This window comes from Nitrosomonas limosa (assembly GCF_054188085.1).
The window spans coordinates 657004-674498 of record NZ_CM135180.1; the positions used below are offsets into that span (position 1 = coordinate 657004).

A 17495-nucleotide genomic window follows, 5' to 3' on the forward strand; every position below is an offset into this window, starting at 1 on the left:
TACGGTTTGGGATTGTTTTCCTGAGTTTAACAGGCCTTTGAAAAACGTTTTCGAGGCAGCCGATACAAGGCAAAAACAGGCGAAAAAGCGCAGGTTATGCGGTATAAATGAGCATTTTGAGCTTGTTTTTAACACCGTAGCGGCAACGCAGATAGTTTTTCAATGACCTGTTAACTGTTTATGCCTAAACAACTTGCATGTTCATCCGTATTAATCAAATCACAAACCATTTAACCCCGATAACAATAATGTGAATTCCCATCCGCCTCCATCCAATCAGTCTTATGCGCTATTAACCGAACAAGTTAAACTGCTTTACCAGCAAGCTCCTAAAGCATTGGTTGTTACCTTAATCGTTGCGACTGCATCAGCGTATGTCTACTGGAATTATGTTGCCAAAGAATGGCTGCTCATCTGGCTCTCAGCTATTTACCTGCTCACTTCAGCCAGATTTCTACTCATCCGGTCATATTTTCGAATTAAACCGCGAATAACGGATGCGGCCCGCTGGGGACGATGGTTCATGATCGGTGTAGGACTGTCGGGTTTGCTTTGGGGAACTGCCGGTGGTATTTTTTTTGTAAGCGACAGTGAAACGCATCAATTCTTCTTAGCGTATTTGTTGGCCGGAATGATTGCAGGCGCAATGGCTACCCTCTCATACTATAAGGGCGCATTCTTGATTTTCTCGGTGCCGGTTGTGTTGCCATTTTCTTACCAAGTCATGACGCATGAAACTGAAACCCAGATGGTCGTTGCACTGACATTTCTGCTGTTCGTCGCTGCGATGGGCAGTATCTCCTATCGCTTGTATCAAACGATGGTCGATTCATTGAAACTTCGCTTTGATAATTTCGATCTACTGAAACGCCTGATTCAGACCAAGAATGATTTGGAACACCGCGTAACCGAGCGTACCGAAGCGCTTACCACCGCCAATAATATCCTGCATCAGGAAAAGGAATTGTTTCAGGTCACTTTGGCAAGCATTGGAGACGCGGTTATTACAACAGATTCTGCCGGAAAAATCACTTTCTTAAATCCTATAGCCGAAATTTTTACCGGCTGGAGTCATCAAGACGCACAAAACGCTTCATTGCAACAAGTACTAAATATTGTAAATCCAGTTACACGGGAGCCGGTTGCTGATCCACTGGACGAACATTTCAATGGAACTGGAAATGCAGCTATCCATCACGAATGTCTGCTGATCCGCCGAGACCAAAAAGAGTGGATCATCGATTATGCCGTAGCGCCGATCCGCAATAACGAAAATCAAATTATCGGCACGGTTTTAACGTTTCGCGACGTAACGGAACAGCGCAAGCTGACTCAAAAGCTTGCTTATCAAGCAGCACATGACTCTCTGACCGGTTTGCTCAACCGCAAAGAATTCGAAACCCGGCTTAGTAAGATATTAAAATCGACCCGCAAAAATGATACGCACGCGTTACTGTATCTGGATCTGGATCAATTCAAAATTATCAATGATACCTGCGGGCATAGCGCCGGTGACGAATTATTGCGTCAAATCAAGGCGTTACTCCACGCAAAATTACGGACGCGGGATACCCTCGCGCGCTTAGGCGGAGATGAATTCGGCATCATTCTGGAGCACTGTCCGCAACACGAAGCCTTGCAAGTCGCGAACATACTACGGGAATTGGTGCAGAATTTTCGCTTTCAGTGGCAAGGACAGACATTCACCATCGGTGTCAGCATTGGGCTATTTCCGATCACATCGTCTAATCAGGGATTGACGCAGGCATTGAATGCTGCGGATAGCGCCTGCTATGCAGCCAAAGAGCAAGGACGCAACCGTGTACATGTGTATCAGGCAAGCGAATCGCAGCAGGAATCCAGTGAATCACAATGGGTTCCACGCATTCAGCAAGCGCTCGCGGAGCAGCGCTTCTGTCTTTTTTATCAACCGATCCGGTTAATAACTACGAATGGAGATCACGAACAACATGGCGAAATATTGCTGCGGTTAAAAGATGAACATGGTCAATTCCTAGTTCCTGGAGCATTCCTTCCAGCTGCTGACCGTCACGACCAGATGCTGCTGATTGATCGCTGGGTCGTAAAACAATCACTGCAATTGATTAAGAGGCATACTGCCGTTCAATCCAACACCGTTTATACCATCAATATCTCAGCGCGTGCCCTTGAAGATGCAGAGTTTCTGGATTTCACCATCCGCACTATCAAAACCAGCCAAGTCAATTCAGCGTGCATCTGTTTTGAGGTTAGCGAGCAGGCTGCATTAACCGATATCAATCATGTAGTACGGTTCGTCACCGCTTTGAAGGATTTAGGATGCCGTTTTTCCATCGACGATTTTAGCGGCAACCTTTCATCGTTCAATCTGTTAAAGAATATTCCATTAGACTACCTGAAAATTGACGGGCGATTAATCAAGAACATCACGACAGATCCGGTTAACCAAGCCATGGTGGAATCGATCCATCACATCGGTCATGTGATGCGTCTCAAGACTATCGCTGTTTGGGTCGAAAACGGTCAAACACTGCAGGCCTTGGAAAATATCGGTGTTGATTACGCGCAGGGTTATTGGGTTGCGGAACCAAGTGCGTTTAACACCAACACACCAATATCAGATGATCGGAGATCGATCTGACCCATTCACGTAATTCCGTTTTAATTAATTGCATCGGCAAGATAGAAAAGGTTATCGGGATTTCACTATCAAAACATGCGCCGGTCACGCTTACGCCATCATCAGCTAAGCGTGGGTTATACCGGATCGTTTAAAAATCATTTAGTTGAAGAAACAACTCGACCATTCAGATTCTGAGGCTCTCTTGCATTGCCGGTATAGAATCCTTTTAACTGCTCCAGTTGTGCCGCAGAAATTGATATTGGATCCATCATCAGATACCACTGCACCCCTTCGCTACAAGGCGGTGTTGTCAAAGAACCCGCTAACGACAAGTAATCAAATGACTGGTGATGTATCGAGGGCAGCAGCGATGCCGGATCTATCTGAATGCCGCCAGTATTGGGATTCTGTTCCCCCCCGGTCGCCGGCATATTGCTCAAGATCGTTTGCATGGTTGGATTTTCTTCACCAACGTTTATCGCAACTCCCAGAACAACCAGTCTACCATCCTGACCGACATGTACAAAATGCAATTCGGCTGGAAACTTTACTCCTCCCACCGCATGTTCACTGGGCTCATGAAAATGAAGCTGAATCAAAGGAAAAGATTCTTCACCGATTTTCAATTCGCCCTTATAGTCAGGCGAAGTATTTACCTGAATCGCATGTCCGGTATTATAAAAAACCGGTTTATCGACATCATACCAAACCTCAAGATCATTTAACTTCCTTGTGTTATCAATTCTCGCTTCAGCAAAATCAACGGGGGATTGATGCGCGCCGATACTGCATTCCGCATAAGGATAATTTAGAGGAATAACGGTTTGAGATGGATCTTCAATTGCTCCCCATTTTTCTTGTTCTTCGTGATCCCAATGAGGTGCAGCAACAACCACCGTTACATAACAAGTAACCATCATCGCGATCAGACGGCCGTATGTTTTATTTATCATCGATTAGCTCCTATCCTAGTTAGATCATTCGTAAATCAACAGGTATGTTTCTTACAATAATCGACCATTGAGGGTTTTTTATCCGAACCTACTGCCGGTAAAGATCTAGAACTTTCCTTGGGAGTTGATGTACCTGGCGGAGGAGTCGCTACTGTAGATTTTTCATCGGTGGGTAATTTCGTTTTATTACTACCTGCTTCGCCGAAACAGGACATGCTGAGACTTAAAATTGCGACTAAAATAATTTTCAAAAGCATGGCATCCTCATCAAAAATTGATCATCCCTTAAACATTTCGAGCAATTGAAAAATTACTCAGCAGGATTCTAACTAAAAATTGAAAGAATGATATACGTGTAAATACTTATACAGATCAATTGGCAATCTTGATTAGTTAAACAATTTTCTCAAGAAATTCAATGGTTAAATCTGCAATTTTCGGGATACCGAGAAACGACGGGTAAGCTTCGACCCGGCCAGTGCTGCGATAACCGCGGCGGTGATAAAACGCAATCAGCTCAGGACGCTGCGATATGACAAACATCACTAACTTCTGCACTCCCCGAGAACGGCAAGCGAACGCTTCTGCCTGTGCAAGCATGAATTTTCCGAGCCCTTGTTGTTGAAGACTCGGATGTACTGCAAAAAAACCGATAAAAGCGTGTTCCTTTTCCCGTGCGACGTAAATACAGGAAGCCAATCGCTGGGAAAATTGCACGATGAGAAAACAGGCATCCGGATTACGAAGCGCTGCTTCGATTTCCTGCCGATTGGTACGATCGCCTTGGATAATCGCCGCTTCTGTAGTCCAGCCATCGGTGCCGCGATACGTCAAATTGATTAAATCACTGATTGCTTGTGCATGATGAAATGCGGCTTTTTCCACTCGAAGGGTGGCTAGATCGAGACTAACTTTCAAGTTGTCGCTAACCGATTCCTAATGCCGGGCTTTTGGTCAATGCAACCAATACGATGTAGGCAAATACACATTGCGCGCTTACCCAGGCGAGAATTCTGATTTTCCGGGTTTTTCCAAAGCGCATGGTGATCATTCCCAACCCGATGTACAACAACAATCCCGCAACTTTGGCAGTCAGCCAGCCATGTTCGAGCGGGTTTTGCTGAATAGTTACTGCCAGCAAGATCGCACTGGCTAATAACACGGTATCAATGATATGCGGTAGGATTTTTACCCAACGTTGACGAAGATTCTCCGAATCCCGAATCAACCAAATACCGCGCAGGAAAAACAGTGAGAAACTTAAAATTACGCTACTGACATGAATCATTTTCAGGAGTGCGTAATCCATGATCAAAATCCGATCAACCAGCCATGACTGCCCGCCACAGCACCGGCAATGGTCAACAAGCTCACAATCAACAAAAACAAATGCTTACGTTGAATTCTTACAAATACGTCAGAACTCACCTCTGTCCGTTCCGGAAGCTGTGATGAAGCAGTTGCCTGACGGCGACTGCGCGGTTCCATAACAAACAACATTACACTGAAAAACAGCCAAACCAGCACCATCGCATGCATCCACCAGTACTGCCATTGCGTAAACCTTTGCCAGATATCCAGAGCATAAATCATGTAGAAACCGCTAATTCCGACAAGCAGCGTGGAGATTCGCGCTTGCGCTGCAAACCGCTGACGGAATCTGGAAAAAAATTTCACCGCCTCGGCAACGGATTGCATACCCGCGAGTGTCGGCAACAGCACCGTTGTCACCATTGCAACACCACCTATCCAAAAAACGACACCCAGCACATGCACTGCTCTGGCAATAACCAATTCATCCATAAGATTTACTTGCTGTTTTTCCCAACTTCAGGATTATCCCAAAACGAATGATCCGCTCAATCAAAAGCTATAATGGATTTTTGTGTGACTATCGTGCATTGCAATGCTCGCTAGCGCTATTCGCTAGAAGCAACCCACGCCTCAGCTTCATCATAGTCATGGAATGCTGCCACATTGGCATTGACAAACAGATTAAACACCCAAGCCCCCCAAGTTTGCCACTCATCATCCGTCACGACCGCAACCCGGTTAAATTCACTGCCGTGATCGCGCATGAATTTAACCTCTTCCCAAGCAACATCGACTGTGTAACTGAGCATGTCGCGCCAGTCAAATAATAGGTTCGCTTTGCCGTCAAAGTGCGATTTATATAATACTTGTTGTTCGAATTCGTGATAGTCAGTCAGCGTAAATTCACCGATAATCGCAACAATGACGAGATTGTCCTTCTTCTGAATCGTAATCATGGCTCCCCCTTTCGTGATAACAGCTTCATCATAGGCAATTCGGCAGTTTGGTGCAAATTTCGCAATGCAGAAGCGGTATCAAAGTTACTTCTGCGCAACAACCGGCAGTTGTCTGAATCCTAAGATCCCGCTTAGCAATCCGCCTAGAATGATCAACCCCATTCCAAGCCATGCAATGGGTGGCAAAATTTCATTCCATAGTAAAATTCCCCAAATACACGCAAACAACACGGTGCTGTATCCAAGCGAGGATACCACCAGCGTAGCACCCCGATGATACGCGCGTGTCATGGCTAACTGCGCCAGTGTAGCAGTGACACCGGTACCAAGTAGCAACAAAAAACCATCCCAAGAAATCGGACTGAAATTGGTGAACAACAACCATACGCCGGTAATCAAGGTACTGATCAAGGTAAAGTAAAACACCACATGCCATTCGGACTCTCCCAGGCGCCCCAGCTGCTTCACGTGCATATAAGCCAATGCGCCAAAAAAACCGGAAGCAATACCCATTAAACCGGCAAACCATTGATCTTCGGGCAAACTAGGCCGCAGTAGCAAAATGACACCGACAAAACCCAACAATACTGCCCAAACCAGAGACCAGTGAAAATGTTCTTTCAGAACAAACGTCGATAAGAATGCCGCAAAAAGGGGCCAGGTGTAATTAAGCGAAATAGCGGTTGCCAGCGGCAGTTGCGTTAAACAATAAAAAAACATGAGCAAACTGACCAAACCCGTAATACTGCGGCGAAAATGCATCCGCCAATGAGGCGTGCGCACCGATAATCGATAATACCGGATGATCCAGTAAGTTATCCAAACGCCGAACGCCGAGCGATAAAAAACCAGCTCGATACTGGAAAAATAAGAAGCGCTTAATTTAACAAGCACTCCCATACCGGCGAACATGAATGCTGCTACCAGCATCCACATGGAAGCATACTGAGTTTGTTTTAAATGCAAAATTATTGTTAACCGGGATCAAATATGCGACCCGATTTCACGCCGCAAAAATTGATGAAAATGCTCCATTCCAGTTTCCATCGGAATCTGGTAAGGCCCTGTTTCATTGAGATGCTGATGATATAAAGCACGCCGGCCTGCAGTCATCAGCCGGCAAATTTCATCGTCTTCACGCGCTGTTTCCTTGTAAGCTGCTTGTTCCGCCTCTACAAATTCGCGCTCGAACAGCACGATGTCTTCCGGATAGTAAAATTCAACAACATTCATGCAACTTTCAACACCCGTCGGTAATATCGTACTGATGACCAGCGTTTGCGGATACCATTCCAGCATAATATTGGGATAATACAGAAACCATATCGCACCATGCGGCGGCATCGCGCCTTCCGTTTGCTGCAATACCTGCTGATGCCATGCCGCATAAACCGGACTCCCTGGTTTTTGCAAGCGTGCGTCATCGATCGCAATGGTTTGTACACTATACCAATCGCCGAATTCCCATTTGAGTTCCTTGGTATTCACGAAATGACCCAATCCCGGATGAAACGGATCCACGTGGTAGTCTTCCAAGTACACTTCGATGAACGTTTTCCAGTTACATGGATATTGATCGACCTTGACGCGATCCAATACATAACCGGAAAAATCAAAATCCCTGAGCACAAGCGGACTCAGATTCGACAAATCTTTATCGACATTGCGTTTGCCGTTAAACAACAACCCATTCCAGCGTTGTAACGGAGTTTTGTCCAGATTTAAACAAGGATTGCGATCAAAATGCGGCGCTCCGAGCAATTTTCCATCAAGCGCATAAGTCCAGCGGTGAATTGGACATACAATATTCCGGGTATTGCTTCTTCCTTTCAACAATAACGCTTGCCGGTGACGGCAAATATTGGAAAGCAGCTCTATTCCCTGTTCATTATGTACCAGCACTTTCGCGCTATTCATCCATTCCGGTACATAATAATCCCCAACATTGGGTACCATCACTTCATGCCCCACGTAACCCGGTCCCTGATCGAACAGCCAACGTTTTTCAATCTCCAGAATTTTAGGATCCAAGTACCATTCAATGGGAAGCTGGGCTGACATTTCTGTCAGTTGTGAGATCTCAGCCATGTTAGACATAAAAAATACCTTATATCCCTCCAATAAAATTTAGCGGCGAAAATACACGAAAAGACAAAAATTTAAAACCTATTTTTATAAGAACAGAACGAAAATCGTAATGCTTGGCTATAATAGCAGTCTTGATAGTAGAATATAAATTTCCAAGAATACACTATACCAATTTATCAATTTCAAGAAATTGAATATCAATAAAAGAGAGCCGCTTAATGAAATCTATAAACCGATTAAGAAAAAAATCAGGATTAGTTTTATTTTCCACAGCATTCATTGTTGGCCTGACGGCTTGCGATAGCGGTGGCGAAAAATCAGTCGAAACATCGTCATCGTCACAAAATTCAGCAGTAACCGCAAAGCGGATAATGCCCACAGGTCCGGCAACCGGTATCCTGGTTGATTCCCCCGTAGCCGGTGTCAATTTTAATGCTTCTTCCGGAAAATCGGGCATCACCGACGAAAAGGGTCTTTTTAACTTCAATCATGGCGATAAAATTGAATTCAAACTCGGCAGTTTGACACTCGCAAACATTCCAGGTTCTCAAATCGTAACGCCGATTGAGCTTGCTGGCGATAGCAGCAACAAATTGCACAACCTATTGATCCTGCTGCAATCACTGGATTCTGACAGTGATCTTTCGAATGGTATTTCCATTTCCTCCGAGACAGCTGCCGCTGTGAAAAACTCTATGGATCTCGAAACCAATCCGGATAGTTTTGCTGAAACTGCCAAATTAAAAGATATCATGGAAGCAGGAGGCATCACCGGTGATGTCAAAACCGTTGAAGAAGCCCGGAATCACTTCATGTCCCAAGGTGTTGCGCTGCTCAGTGCTCAAATCTGGGTTAGTTACAGCAATCAAACCGCCAGTGTATTGAGAGTAGCTTCTGACAACTCTGGCGAATATTTGAACGGTGAAGCCAGACCGGATGATTCTTGCGACGAAAACCGGGTTTGCGGCGGCAGAACAGTTTTCCAAGCCGGTGTTGAATACGGTGTCGCTAAAGCGGTTGATTTTGATAACCGCGGATTCAAGTTGGTCGGAACACCGTCTGTGGATACCAATATCAAAGCTGGACTTTCAAATCCGGGTCCAACCCGGCGCTTGCGTACCGATGGCTTTGAATTGATTCATTCCGATATCGTGACGGTGCAAAGAGCGCGTGAACAAAGCAGTGTATTCGGTGAGCTGTTTCATATCGCCAAACCGATCCAATTAAGCGATGAAAATGAAGTCGCCGAGAAAGAGATCAAAGAAACCCGTTATGCAAAAATTGATAATGAAAACGATGGCATTGTCGGTGCATGGGCTTACGATAGTGAAGCAATCAACACTCCTACGTTGGTATTTTTCCCGAATGGTAAATTCCTGATGATTGATCCTACCGGCGAAACACAGCGGGAAGATCAGGCAAAATGCAGTAAACCGGGGGTTGAGTTTTCATCCTATACCTTTAACAAAGGCGGCAATAGCTTGAAACTCTCAAGTTTCACCTATAACACTAACGGTTGTGCCGGTTTCTCTGATGTTGACGGTAATATCGGTTTCTCGATCAGCTCTGATGGCACTACTGCGAAACTCGACAAACCAGGCGAAGCTTCGGCCACACTGTACCGTGTTTCGAAATAACTTATTGCTTGTTTCCTGAACCATTACTCACCGGTATTTAAGCGGATTCCGGTGAGTAGCAACCCCCAATCCGTTCTCTGCAACCGCTGATGTCCATCATTCGTGTCGCAATCAATGTGCCGGTCGACACGCTGTTTGATTATCAAGCCGACGATGCCGAACCAAACGATATCGGTTTACGCGTCAGCGTACCCTTCGGCAATAAAAAAACGATCGGCGTCATCATAGCGATCAGCGCTTCTACACAAATCGATCCCCGAAAGCTCAAACCGGCATATTGCATCTTTAGAGAAACCAAACCGTTACCCGCCAGCTTGCTGGAATTATTTCAATTTTGCAGTCAGTATTATCATCACCCCCTCGGCATGGTAATTCTGAATAGCCTGCCCGCCAAAATGCGCCACAATAAAGCCATTCAACTGAAAAAGCCGGCAAGCCGCGAACACTTCGAACTCACGCCCATTGGAAAGCAAATCGATGTATCGAGCATTCCGGCACGGAATCGCATCGCCCGGCGCTTGTTCAGCGCTTTTTTAGAATCTACGGCACTGACTGATGCCCAAATTAAACAAATCTCTCCACGTGCACACCAATGGCTGCCGGAGTGGCTACAGCGCGGATGGATCACGGCAAAAGCAGCCCCGGCAGCACCTGGGAATGCCGCCGGGCCGATTCCAATCCTGACCGCGGAACAAGCGGCGGCTGTCAATGCGATTACTGCCGATCTCGGGCAATTCAATTGCTGGATGCTGCACGGCGTAACCGGGAGCGGCAAGACCGAAGTCTATTTGCGCACGATTGAATCGGTGCTGATGCAAGGCAAGCAAACCCTGGTGCTGATACCGGAAATAAATTTAACGCCACAACTGGAGAAAATTTTTCGCTCGCGTTTTACCGCAACGACAATCGTGAGTTTGCATAGCGGATTAAACGATAGCGAACGGCTATCGGGCTGGATGCTGGCGCAAAGCGGCACTGCCAAAATTATCCTTGGCACGCGATTGGCCGTGTTTACGCCGCTTTCCGACCTTGGGCTAATTATTGTCGACGAGGAACAAGACAGCTCGTTCAAGCAGCAGGATGGATTACGCTATTCCGCTCGCGATATGGCGATTTTCCGGGCCCGGCAACATTCGATTCCGGTCATATTGGGTTCCGCGACGCCATCGCTGGAAAGTTATTACAATGCGCTCAATGGCCGCTACCGGAGGTTACGCTTGCAATCCCGGGCTAGTCATAATGCCGTGTTGCCGCGCATTCATCTGATCGATACTCGCATTCACAAAATGCAGGATGGTTTAACCGAACCCCTGGTTAAAGCGATCGATCAATGCTTGATCGAAAAAAACCAGAGTTTGATTTTTATCAACCGGCGCGGCTATGCACCAGTGCTGCTATGTAAATCCTGCGGCTGGTCGGCCGCTTGCCAGCGTTGTTCAAGCCGGCTGGTCGTTCATTTGCGCGACAAACAGCTTAGCTGCCATCATTGCGGTCATCAGGAATCGTTTCCGCGCGCTTGCCCGGACTGCGGCAACCAAGATTTGGCACCATTCGGACAAGGGACGCAACGTGTCGAAGAAGCTATCGCAAGCTCGTTCCCGTCCGCACGGATTTTGCGGATCGATCGTGATAGCACGCGACGAAAGTTCGCTTGGCGAGACATGTTGCAGGCCATTCATAAACAACAAGTCGATATCCTGATCGGCACTCAATTGCTTGCCAAGGGACATGATTTCCCGAATCTGTCGCTGGTCGGAATCCTGAATGCCGATAATTCGCTGTTTAGTACCGATTACCGGGCGAGTGAACGTTTGTTCGCGCAATTGATGCAAGTAGCCGGACGTGCCGGACGCGCCCAAATCCCAGGTACCGTGCTGATTCAAACAGAATTTCCCAATCACCCGCTCTATCAAGCGCTACAGCATCACGATTACGATGGTTTAGCGCACATCTTGCTGACAGAACGAAAGACTGCAGGATTTCCGCCCTATGTTTTTCAAGCATTGTTGCGGGGAGAAGCGCATCAACGCGATCTGGTATTGGATTTTCTGCACCAAGCAATCAAGCTGGCAAAACCGCCCAAGACCGTTGAACTATTCGATCCGGTCCCGGCACAGATGCATCGCCTGAAAGGTTTGGAACGTGCGCAGTTATTGATACAATCCACTTCTCGCAAGCAGTTGCAGGCATTCTTGACGGAATGGTGCGTGCAAATTCATACCTTAACGAACCATAAAGTACGATGGATCTTGGATGTCGATCCAGTGGAATTTTAGCGGTCAAGTGACAATAGGGTATTTGACGCTTTTACAAAAATGAGAACTACTGGAGATAATTATGAAAGCTGTATTTTTTCATAAAGGTGGCGAAGCCGATGTTCTGCAATACGGAGATATAGCCTCGCCAGGTGATTGCAACGAGGATCAGGTGCTAGTTCGCATCAAGGCAATCGGCATCAATCCGATCGATTGCAAAATCCGCACAGCACCGGAGCGTTTTCCGGTCACATTTCCGGTCATACCCGGTTGCGATGGCACCGGTGTCGTGGAAAAGGTCGGCGCCAAAGTTGATAAATTTAAACCGGGCGATGAAGTTTATTTTTCGCAGCCCGGGTTTAACAATCGCCAAGGCACTTACGCCGACTATGGGCTGATAGATGCCAGCTTACTGGCATTAAAACCGCAATCCTTGTCATTTGAACAGGCGGCCGCGGCCCCTTTGGTTTTCATTACGGCTTGGGAAGCATTGCATGATCGCGCGCGTATCGCCCGGGATCAAATGGTATTAATTCATGCCGGTGCCGGCGGCGTCGGCCATGCGGCTATCCAGTTAGCCAAACACGCCGGCGCACAAGTCATCACCACCGTCAGCAGCGAAAAAAAAGCGCAATTTGTCAAAGACCTGGGTGCGGATTGCATCATTAATTATTGTACCCAGGATATCGTCGCAGAAGTGCTGCGATGGACTGGCGGAAAAGGCGTGGACATCGCACTTGACACAGTCGGTCCAGCCGTCTTGCAAAGCTGTTTCCGCTGCGTTAAACCGTACGGCGATGTAGTCACCATACTGCAAGCCACGGCAGAGATCGACTGGAGTGAAGCGCGTAAACGTAACCTACGTTTCAGTCACGAACTGATGCTGTCACCGGTATTACTCGAACTTCAGGAAGCCAAACACCACCAAGCAGATATATTGCAACAATGCGCGGCTCTGTTTGACAGCAAGCAACTGCGCGTAGCCATTGCACAGAGTTTCCCATTGGCGCAAGCGGCGGCTGCACAGCGCTATTTGGAACAGCAACATCCGCTTGGAAAACTGGTATTGGTTGCCTAGTTTGCGGAAACGGCTCGCTCGCCAGCAAGCTGGAACGAATCAGTCAAAATAAAGGGTAACCGGCATGCCGTTGATCAACCGAGTATCGACGGTATCGACAAATTCCATTTGCGCCAGAATCGCGGATCGCACCACTTCCAACGGATTGATTTCAGCGGCTGAAGTTCTTTGCATGACACCCGGTACCGCAATAATTCTGGCCTTCGCGGTATCGCCATTAGGAAATTTCACCCGCACCATTTGTCCCACTTCGGCGTAATCCTGATACTTGGGCGGAATAAAGGCATCGATCATTACTTGCCCGGGAAAAATCATTTCCAACAATGCTTGCCCGCGCGACAGATATTCTCCCGGTTGCACATACAACTCATTGATCATTCCTTCGGCAGAAGCAAACAAATTCAATTGCCTCAACTGATCCTGGGTTTTCTCAAATTCAAGTGTCAATTGACCGATTTGATTGGTGATCTGACGCATTTCCGGTGCTATTCCGAGTTCCATGTTGCGTACCTTTTCAAATTCCAGACGCTCGGTTTTTTCCAGCACCGCCAGATTCTCCAGCGCTGACCGGTAAAGACTGCGAACCGTCGCAATTTCCGCCTGAGTGGCTGCTCCTTGCTCAAACAGTTTTTCGTATTGGCGCATGCGTTGATGCGTAAAATCTTTTTGTTCCTGGGCGTATTTCAATAATTGCAAGGAACTGGCGCGCGATTGTGCGGCCTGTGTCATCAACTTCTGTTTCTCAGTTTTCAGCAAATCAATTTCAATGCCGATGCGATCGTGGCTGTCTTGAATCGCTACATTCACCATCTGCGCCAATTGCGCTCCGGCAGGAATCATTTCCAACGGTTTAAAGAATACCTGTTGTACATAACCCTCCACCGGGGCGCGCACGATAAAATTGGTGACTTTGATCCGCCCATGGGCCTCAACGCCAAAGCTTTCCCACACAATCTTGCCAATTAAATACACCAACGGCAAACTGGCGATAGCCAGAATCAAATACCAGCGCCACGGTCTCCCTGGACGTTTGGCGTCGCTATATTGGATCCTTAGCCCCCGATCATCATTGGGGATTTTATTTTCGGGCTGATTAAAGCGAATTTTCATAGAGATAATTTTCCCAATCTTGCCATGATTGAATGATAAGACCACCAAAATTGGACCGTTGCAGTTGATCCTGGAGTTGCTGCATCGCGTCACTGAAAATTCTTCTCGGCTTATGGGCGTAGCTGTTTTCGGGTCCCAATTCGCGTTCCAGGCTTTGCGCAAGACTGAAAACAAGCGCTGGATATTGTTGCATAGCCGATTGTAAAGCCGACACAATCGCCTGGATATTCATTGAATAATACATGACAGCAATTTCTTTGACGTCAAACTCTTTCAGTTTGCAGGGAATACATACCCCATACGATGATTCTTGCTGCAAATAACGCGGATGAATACTGACACCCACCGGCCAAGGCGATATCGCCGTCACCTGCCGGATGGTTTCGAGCATTTCCGTGAGACGTTTTTCACCCGTCAGTTCCGACTCAAGCTGATCGGGTTCGATATCCAGATGCAAACCATCAAATTCGAACTGCTTTAGCACGCGAATGTGATTGAGCAAATGAGCGCGAAATTGCGGCAGAATCCAATCGGGGTCACCTAATAACAATTCCACTTTTTTCTTACGCTGACGCGCATCACGGATAAAACCTGCCAATCGAGCGGGATTCGCGGATACCGCTGAAATTTCCTGCGCGTTTAGCGAAATTAGCACACGATTAATCGCATTCGATTGTTTTTTACCCCAGAAATCGGTGCGATTGATCAGCTGCTCAAAATTCCAAACGTAAACCGCAAACTGACTGGAAACGATCTCCGGGTAAACGGGTTCAGCCGGTTTAGCTGCTTTCACCGGGACAAGTTTTGCGTCTTTATTCCCTAGAAAATCACTGGCCAAGTGCAACGGTTCAAGCAGCATAACTACATCGGTTTCCGGGTAATGATCTCTTCCTTGGTTTTCCGCGACGGCCAGAAATTGGCGTAAACGAATGTGCAGTTTCCAGTGTTCCGATTCCGCTTCGACGTTCTCGATGGCAACGCGGTAATAAGCATTGATCGCCTTGAAATATTTTTCGATCACATCACCGTCCATAACCCGCAGTCGAAGCCCGCTCTCACGGATCAATTCCCGTGCGGCATCCAATCGTGTCCGCTGAAACTTGATTTGCTGCACCAATTGCTGATAACTATTCAATAACGCATGAAATTCGTGTTGCAACTCCTGATCCCGTCGCGTGAAATCCGCGCGCAAGCTGATCAATTGACTGTTCAAGCGCGACTGTTCATTTTTCCGGTAACTGATGATTTCAAGCGGCATTCTGAAGTTAAGACCCACTGCGCCGCCATAACCCCACTGCATGCCGTCACCGGGCGGACTCGGGTGCGGAATCGCCGGGCCTCCGAAAGCAGTCATCGAAACGTCCGAGTCGATGCCTTGCCAATTTTCAATTTCACGGATATTTTGGAGATTATCAATCTGTGCTTGCAATATCCGGAGATCCGGCTGATCGATATCTTGAGCAACCGTATTCTGAATTTCCGCCAAAGGCGGTTTAACTGCTTCGAAAGGCAACACCACGGAATTGGTCAAATGCGCCAGCCGCATCAACGCTTGACTCTTGTTGTTACTGAACTCAATATGAGTGCGCTCGGCCCGGTCGAACGCTGATAAAAATTCAAAATAATCCGACTTGAAGAGTAATCCCGCCTCCTGTCTTTTAAGCAATAACCGGTCAACTCCGTCATTTCGCAAGCGCGTATAGGCATCGGTCAGCGCCAGCATTTTCTGGGCGCTCCAGTAGGCCGCATAGTTCTCTTCGATGAACAACGCCGCCAAACGTTTGCTCCAATCCAGCCGGATGCCTTCAATCCGTACTTGCGTCGCCGCGTCTTCCACGGCGCGTTGTCTTCTTTCGGCGCTGCCTAGCAACGGATAACGCACACCAATCCGGGCCATGGGATCGAAGAAATGTCCGAACGGTTCTCTTGCAAAAGGACTGCGTTGATAACCTCCTGACACGCTACCGAATACTTCCCAGCCTTTAAGCGCTTCTTGTGCAAGCAAATTGGAGCGTTGCGCTTCCAAATCCGCTTGTGCTTTTAATACCGATGCCGCCTGGTCCAGATGCGCGTTGAACTCAGAAAGCAATCTGACGCCGGCGGCAGCACTTTTGGTTAATGGCGCTATCAGTAGCAGCAAGAATAGCAATATTTTCACTGTTTACCCTTTTTTAGCACCCACAAAGGCGCCATCGCAGAATCCAAGTGCCCTTTGTTAAATATCTGATTAGCAATAGCAAAAGCGCTCCATACGCGAGCGATAAACTGAAAAAACGGATAAAACGGAAGCACCAGGAAAGCACTGCAATCCTGCCATTTCCTATCGGAAATGATCGTCAGAAACAGGATGTACTGGATTAGCACTAAACATACATAGAAAACATAAACCAGTATCATGCTTAGCAAAAAGATATGCAGCGGCAGCACGATCGCCATATAAACCGTGTAAATCACAATGGCAAAAGGCATGATGATCTGAAATAAAATTCCGTACCACAGCAAAAAGATAAAATTCCTCCAACCCATGGTGGCAGCGGAAATGCCGAATTTATGCTTATTCGAATAGATGTACCAAAGATCGCCGTCCCACCGCAACCGTTGCTTCAGGAAATCTTTCAGTGTTTCGGGGACATCGGTATGCGATACCGCAAGTGGTTCAAAATCAATTTGCAAGTGCGGATAACGCGTGTGATATTTTTTGATGCGTAATGTTAAATCCAGATCTTCAGCGGTACCGGTATTCCAGCCTCCGATTTTTTGGAGAAAGGCTCGTCTAAAAATTCCGAACGCGCCTGGTACATTATTAATCACATTTAACTTTGCAAATCCCAGCTTACCAACCTGCATGGTGAGCATATACTCGAGGTCTTGCATCCTGGTTATCAGCGATTTCTTGGCATTGCGAACACGCATCGGACTGGTAACTGCGACCACATTTGGATTCTGGAAGTGCAAAACAGCCGAATGAATCATTTGATTATCAAACGAGGTATCGCCATCCAGTGCCAGAAAAATTTCACCCCGGGCCCGGCTCAATCCGGCATTCAATGACGATACCCTGCCTCCACGCTGAATTTTCGGAATGATCGTGAGAGACCGTTTGTTATACCTTGGAAGAATCGCATACAGTTCTTTCAACGCCTGATATGTTGCAATATTTTTCTGAACGCCATCGACCATTGCAATCACTTCAATATGCCCTGGGTATAGCTGTTCCAGCAATGAAATCACGGTATTCTGCACCGCTTTCCCTTCCGCATAACAGGTAATCGCACAAGTCACTCGAGGATAATAAGGAGGGGCCAGCGGCGCTTCCACAGCTTCTTTGATGACGAAGCGGAAAACACCCATCCAATTGATGAAATAAAGCGGTAATTCAAAAAATAATACGAATGGAATCAGCATGAGCACATATTGCACATCCGGATAGTGTGTAAATGTGACGCGAAAAACGTACCAAGCCTGGATTAACGATTCCATC

Annotated in this window: 15 protein-coding genes; 4 read left to right on the forward strand and 11 right to left on the reverse strand. The window is 47.0% G+C overall.

Going from position 1 to position 17495, the window contains the following annotated elements:
• The first annotated feature begins 250 nt into the window (after nucleotides 1-250).
• The gene (locus ACV7NC_RS02915) at nucleotides 251-2641 is read left to right on the forward strand and encodes an EAL domain-containing protein (RefSeq protein ID WP_458153948.1); all 2391 of its coding nucleotides are present in this window, start codon (nucleotides 251-253) and stop codon (nucleotides 2639-2641) included.
• 137 nt (nucleotides 2642-2778) lie between these two features.
• On the opposite strand, the gene ACV7NC_RS02920 is transcribed toward ACV7NC_RS02915, so the two are convergent.
• The 8 genes from ACV7NC_RS02920 to ACV7NC_RS02955 form a co-directional block, all read right to left on the reverse strand.
• Nucleotides 2779-3576, reverse strand: a complete 798-nt coding sequence (locus ACV7NC_RS02920; RefSeq protein WP_458153949.1) for a carbonic anhydrase — start codon at nucleotides 3574-3576, stop codon at nucleotides 2779-2781.
• Between the two features lie 393 nt (nucleotides 3577-3969).
• Nucleotides 3970-4494, reverse strand: coding sequence for a GNAT family N-acetyltransferase (locus ACV7NC_RS02925; RefSeq protein WP_458153950.1), 525 nt, complete (start codon nucleotides 4492-4494; stop codon nucleotides 3970-3972).
• 7 nt (nucleotides 4495-4501) lie between these two features.
• Nucleotides 4502-4885 carry a SirB2 family protein gene (locus ACV7NC_RS02930; RefSeq protein ID WP_458153951.1) on the reverse strand — a complete coding sequence of 128 codons (384 nt, stop codon included), beginning with the start codon at nucleotides 4883-4885 and terminating at the stop codon, nucleotides 4502-4504.
• 2 nt (nucleotides 4886-4887) lie between these two features.
• The gene (locus ACV7NC_RS02935) at nucleotides 4888-5379 is read right to left on the reverse strand and encodes a hypothetical protein (protein ID WP_458153952.1); all 492 of its coding nucleotides are present in this window, start codon (nucleotides 5377-5379) and stop codon (nucleotides 4888-4890) included.
• A 116-nt stretch (nucleotides 5380-5495) separates the two neighbouring features.
• A complete protein-coding gene (locus ACV7NC_RS02940; protein WP_458153953.1) occupies nucleotides 5496-5846 on the reverse strand; it encodes an STAS/SEC14 domain-containing protein in 351 nt (116 codons plus the stop codon).
• A gap of 84 nt (nucleotides 5847-5930) precedes the next feature.
• Complete coding sequence (locus ACV7NC_RS02945) at nucleotides 5931-6776, reverse strand: DMT family transporter (protein WP_458154820.1); 846 nt, start codon at nucleotides 6774-6776, stop codon at nucleotides 5931-5933.
• A gap of 54 nt (nucleotides 6777-6830) precedes the next feature.
• Nucleotides 6831-7943: an aromatic ring-hydroxylating oxygenase subunit alpha gene (locus ACV7NC_RS02950; protein ID WP_458153954.1), complete on the reverse strand. Its 1113-nt coding sequence runs from the start codon at nucleotides 7941-7943 to the stop codon at nucleotides 6831-6833.
• Between the two features lie 154 nt (nucleotides 7944-8097).
• Complete coding sequence (locus tag ACV7NC_RS02955; RefSeq protein WP_458153955.1) at nucleotides 8098-8313, reverse strand: hypothetical protein; 216 nt, start codon at nucleotides 8311-8313, stop codon at nucleotides 8098-8100.
• Here ACV7NC_RS02955 and ACV7NC_RS02960 point away from each other — a divergent pair.
• The 3 genes from ACV7NC_RS02960 (at nucleotide 8306) to ACV7NC_RS02970 (ending at nucleotide 12904) form a co-directional block, all read left to right on the forward strand.
• Complete coding sequence (locus tag ACV7NC_RS02960) at nucleotides 8306-9571, forward strand: adhesin (RefSeq protein WP_458153956.1); 1266 nt, start codon at nucleotides 8306-8308, stop codon at nucleotides 9569-9571. The genes ACV7NC_RS02955 and ACV7NC_RS02960 overlap by 8 nt on opposite strands.
• A gap of 89 nt (nucleotides 9572-9660) precedes the next feature.
• Complete coding sequence (locus ACV7NC_RS02965; protein ID WP_458153957.1) at nucleotides 9661-11847, forward strand: primosomal protein N'; 2187 nt, start codon at nucleotides 9661-9663, stop codon at nucleotides 11845-11847.
• A gap of 61 nt (nucleotides 11848-11908) precedes the next feature.
• Nucleotides 11909-12904 carry a zinc-binding dehydrogenase gene (locus ACV7NC_RS02970; RefSeq protein ID WP_458153958.1) on the forward strand — a complete coding sequence of 332 codons (996 nt, stop codon included), beginning with the start codon at nucleotides 11909-11911 and terminating at the stop codon, nucleotides 12902-12904.
• A 39-nt stretch (nucleotides 12905-12943) separates the two neighbouring features.
• Here the strand turns inward: ACV7NC_RS02970 and ACV7NC_RS02975 are convergent, their stop codons facing one another.
• Genes ACV7NC_RS02975 through ACV7NC_RS02985 form a run of 3 tightly spaced genes read right to left on the reverse strand, consistent with a single transcriptional unit; the run spans nucleotide 12944 to nucleotide 17494 of the window.
• Nucleotides 12944-14014 carry an HlyD family secretion protein gene (locus ACV7NC_RS02975; protein WP_458153959.1) on the reverse strand — a complete coding sequence of 357 codons (1071 nt, stop codon included), beginning with the start codon at nucleotides 14012-14014 and terminating at the stop codon, nucleotides 12944-12946.
• Nucleotides 13998-16172 carry a TolC family protein gene (locus ACV7NC_RS02980; protein WP_458153960.1) on the reverse strand — a complete coding sequence of 725 codons (2175 nt, stop codon included), beginning with the start codon at nucleotides 16170-16172 and terminating at the stop codon, nucleotides 13998-14000. Before ACV7NC_RS02980 ends, ACV7NC_RS02975 begins: the two co-directional genes overlap by 17 nt.
• Nucleotides 16169-17494 (reverse strand): glycosyltransferase family 2 protein, encoded by a 1326-nt coding sequence (locus tag ACV7NC_RS02985; RefSeq protein ID WP_458153961.1) that lies wholly within the window; start codon nucleotides 17492-17494, stop codon nucleotides 16169-16171. The genes ACV7NC_RS02980 and ACV7NC_RS02985 overlap by 4 nt, the downstream gene beginning before the upstream one ends.
• Nucleotide 17495: the final 1 nt, after the last annotated feature.